The 4559-nt window shown below is 68.0% G+C and carries 1 protein-coding gene; it reads right to left on the bottom strand.

Features of this window, described 5'->3' with window-relative positions:
* Positions 1 to 4559, bottom strand: a 4559-nt coding sequence (locus ACTOQ1_RS42650) for an RHS repeat domain-containing protein (protein ID WP_440074280.1), incomplete at both ends; no start/stop codon positions are given.

Raw genomic sequence — 4559 nt, 5'->3', positions numbered from 1 at the left:
AAGCGGCTGATCGTGGTCAGCGCCGGGGAGGTGGCCGAGGTCAGCCGACCCACGCTGTAGCCCGCCTGCCCGCCGGCGGCGTCCAGCGAGGGGTGCGGGGTGTCGTAGACGTAGTCGGTGGCGCCGATCTTGAACTCGGCGATCCGGTCGGCCGGGTTGGCCTCTGATGCTTCCAGGTCGCGGACCGCGGGCACCTGGCGGATCAGCCGGTCGGCGGCGTCGTAGACGTTGTGGTGGGTGTAATCGGCGGCCTCGGCCCCGGCGGGCAGGGGTTCGGTGACGGACGTGGGGTTGTCGTTGCGGTCGTAGCCGTAACGCCAGGTGCGGCCCGCCGTGGTGGAGGAGAGCCGGTTGCCGCTGTAGTCGTGGGTGAAAGTGGTGGTGATGCCGTCGGGGTCGGTGACCTTCGCGGTGTTACCGGCCCCGTCGTAGGCATAACGGGTGACGGCATCGATCGGGTCGATGAGCTGCTCACCCACCGCGATCAGCTGCCCGGCCGCGTCGGTGGTCAAGGTGGTCTGCTTGGCCGGTGAGCTGCCGGTGCTCATCTGCGCGGTGGTGGTCTTCAGCCCGTCATAGGTGGTGCGCTGCAGGGGGGTGAAGGTGGTGCCGTGCTCGGCCACTTCAATGGCCCGGCCTAGCGCGTCGTAGCTGGTGCGGAACCCGACCACGCCGGCGGTGCCATCAGCGCGGGGAACGAACACATCCTGGGCGCGGCCCTGAGCGTCGTAGGTGAAGGTGTTGATGCGGGTGCGGGAGCCGTCCTGGTCGACGCTGGTGCGCAACGCCCGCCCCAATCCGTCGACCTCGATCACCGAGCGGCCCACCTCGCCGTCACCGACCGGGTCCTCAGCCACGATCGACACCCGGCCGGTGCCGGTGCCCAGCTCAGCGGCCCGGTCGTCGTAGGTGGTGCGCGATAGTTCCGCGCCCTGGGTGCGGGCGGTGTCGCCGATGGCGAAACTCAACGAGCGGGTGGGCCTGCCGAGGCCGTCGACGTGGGTGCGCACCAGCTCGGTCAGGTTGGCCTGATCGGCTTGGTCGAAGCTGCACGCGGTCGCCGGGTCCGGTGCGGTGCCGGTGTCGGGGCCGTCGGGGCAGCCGTAGTTGGGGCCCTCACTTTCCAAAACGGCCCCGGTGCCGGGGTCGATCACGGTGGTGACCACGTGGCGGATCGGGTTGTCGTCGTAGCGGACGGGTCCTTCGGTGCGCACGACGTGCACCCCGTGGACGTCGTAGCCGTACTGGGTGTATCCGGGACTGTCCACGCCGCTGCCCTGGGCCGCCTGCTCGGGGGCCCAGGTGCGATACAGCTGCCCCCGGTCGGCGCCAGTGCCGCCGTAGTAGACGAACCGGCTGGTCTTGTCCGGCACGTCCTCATCGGCGTCTTCGACGGTGATGGTCTTGACGAACCGGAAATGCTCATCGTGGTAGGCGTAGCGGATGCGGCCCAGCTCGGTGCCGGCCGCCCCGTCCAAGGCGACCTCGGTGCCGGTGATGTCGGGGGCGACGTTGAAGACCGCGCTGGTCCACGCCAGCCGGTAGAGGGAACGAGTGCGGCGGGTCTCTTGTTTGCCCTGGCCGTTGGTGAAGATCGTGTCGGTTTTGGCCGGCAGATCCATCACATACTTCCCGCCCACCTCCTGGCGGTCCCAGTCGGTGACCTGACGCACCTTCGCCCCGCTGGTGCGGCACGCGGCCAGCGTCTGCCCGGCCGCGCCGGTACAGGTATAAGACACCGTCTCCTCGGGCAGCACCACCCGGGAGGGGTAATCGGCGCGCATGCCCGGCGCCCGCCCCAAATCCGCCGACAACGTGTAGGTCGCATCGACCACGCGCATCACCTTGGCGGTGTCATCGGTCAGCTGCGCGATATGACCCAGCACACTCGTACTGGTGGTCACCAGCCCGCGCGGATCCTTGTCGTAGGCATAAACGGTGATGGCGCTGGCGTCATCGGCGGTGCCCGGCGCGTTCCCGGTGCGGGTGTGGACCTGGGTGAACCCGCGGAAAACACCCCGACCATAGGGGTCGGCCACCCGTACCGCACCGACGTAGGCGTGATCGACGACCACGGCCGGCTGGCCATGACCCGGATCGGTGCTGACCTGCTTGACCACCCATTTGCCGGCTTCGCTGTCGCGGCTGTAGGTGACGGTGGTCGTGGCGCCCGAGCCGTTGGAGACCGTGCGCAGCAACCGGGCCGGAGCCGCATGCGCAGGACTGAGGTCCAAGATCGGTTTGGCGTAGCGCACCGACAACCTGCCATCGGCGCCGGCGTCCTCGATCAGATCAACAAGCCCGTCCCCATTGAGATCCGCCGCCTGATGGGTGACCACCTGCCGGTAATCAGCCCGATCGGTGTACTGGGTGCGCGGCCCGAACCCCTTGACATGCCCGCCCAGCATCGCCTGGGTCCACGCGCTCACCGACGCCTGCTTGACCCACGTGCTGCCCCCGCCCAAGAACAGCTTCGCCCCCGGCCCGCCCGGAACATAAACCAAAACATCATTGATGCCGTCGTAATCCAAATCCACCATCTTGGTGGTATGCGAGCGCTGCGCGCCGGTGGGATAGTCCTGCCAATCCAGCTCCCCCAGCGCCACCCGAAACGACTGCAACTTGTTCGTCTCCGGCGTGCCGTCACTGAACAGCACCTGTCCGCCATCGGCCTGGCCACCGAACCCGAACCCGGTGTTGAAACGCACCTGCGGACCCCGATCGGTCACCGTCACCATGTCCGGCAGACCGTCACCGTTGACATCCGGGCCCAGCCCGTCCTTCACCTGCGCGGTATAGACATTGTCGCCGCTCTCGCCGTTGTCGCGGGCGACCCACGGCAACGGCGGATCCTCGACCCCGCCCGGCACCGCCAGCGGCTCGGGCTCAAACCCGCCGTCTGCGGTGCCGGGATACATGTTGCCGTTGGCGGTGAGGAAATCAGCGCGCCCATCACCGTTGAGATCGGCCAGCGCCTGCGGCGCGCGCACCGTCTGCGAGGGCAACTGCACCCCCATGCTCAACCCCGCCAGCAACGACGGCTGCGCAACCCGCGCCACCGACGCGTCGAAAAGCCACTGATAGCGCACCTCATCGCGCGAGGGACGCTCATGGGGCACCTGCACCCGAGTCGGCGTCTCCTCAAACCCCCGCCCGGTGTTGCGGTAGATGTAAAACGCGTTCTGCCGGGCACTGGTCATCCACCGATACGGCGAGTTGACCGGCCAATGAAAGGTGTACTCCGGCGACCAGGCCGGATCTTCTTGCTCCTCGGCCTGGCCCAGCGTCGCCGGCGGAGCCTCCACCCCATGGGTGCTGACATAGGGGCAAGTCACCGCCGCGATCGGCTGAGAGACCAGATCGGGATCCCCATCGGCGTCGGTGTCCACGAACGCGTGCGCCACCTGCTGCATCGAGCGAAACTCCACCGGCGCGTTCCCATGCCAGCTCGGATAAGAGGTACACGGCCGCTGCGGATCGGTCGACTCCGATGCCGCCGAGAACGACCGGCTCAGCGAACACAGCAACTCCCCCGACCCCGACGCGCCCACCGCCGCCGGCACCGGCACATCGGCCATCGCCTTACGCAGGCTGAAACGCGGAAACAACGACGGGTCGTTCTTCACAAACCCCGACGGCGTGTTGACATACACATCGATCTCACACCCGCCGGTAGTCGGCGCCGGCGTGGCCAGATCCACCGCCCCGGGCCGATGCAAAACATCCAGCCGCCCATCGTCGTTGATATCCACCCACATGCGCGTCACGCTCTCCCCGGTCGCCTGCCCCCGAGAGGTCTGCACCTGAATATCGAAGGCATGCAACACCCCATCGGCATCCGGCCACGGGCAAAACAACGCCTTACACGACCCGAAATCACGGCCCGGCGGAATCGACTCCCCATCGGGCACCGGCCCGGTACCGGCACCATTGGTATCGATCGACTCGGGCATGCCCACCCCGGGCACGTCGATCACCGTCGCATCACCATAATGCTCGTTACCGGTATAAGCCGCCGCCTTACCGTAGGTGAACGTGGTGGCCGGCAACACCGTCTGCGCCGGCCCCGTCTGCCCGGCCACCACCGGACGATTCACCGTCCGCTGCACCGAGGCCAACTGCCGAAACGGCGCCCCGCCCGGCCCCGTGCACTTCTCGGTGGCGCTGTCATAGGACAGCGTGTACACGCTGCGGGTGTCATACCCCGCCGCCCCCGAGGTCTTGGCCGTCTGCGTCGACACCTGCACCAGCTTGCGCGTCCCGCTCAATCGGCCAAAGCCCAGCCGGTAATCCAACCGCGCCCCCACCGGCAACATCCCCGACGCCGCATCCCCGCACAACACCGGAGCGCCATAGCCGAACCGCACCCGCGCGTACTCGCTCTGCGCCCCCGGCGCGACATAGTCGATGCCCGTCAGCACGAATTCACGCGGATGCCCCGCCGCCGGCGCCGCCGCCGTGCGCCCCACCGTGGCATACGTATACCGCACCTGATGATCATCGCCGTCCACCACCCGATCCAACGGCGCGAAACCATACGGATGGGTGTCCTTGCGCCC

The sequence above is a fragment of the Streptosporangium sp. OZ121 genome (genome assembly GCF_051918885.1).
GTDB lineage: Bacteria > Actinomycetota > Actinomycetes > Streptosporangiales > Streptosporangiaceae > Streptosporangium.
The sequence above is the reverse complement of the archived record's forward strand: the minus strand, read 5'-3'. Positions and strand labels throughout refer to the sequence as shown.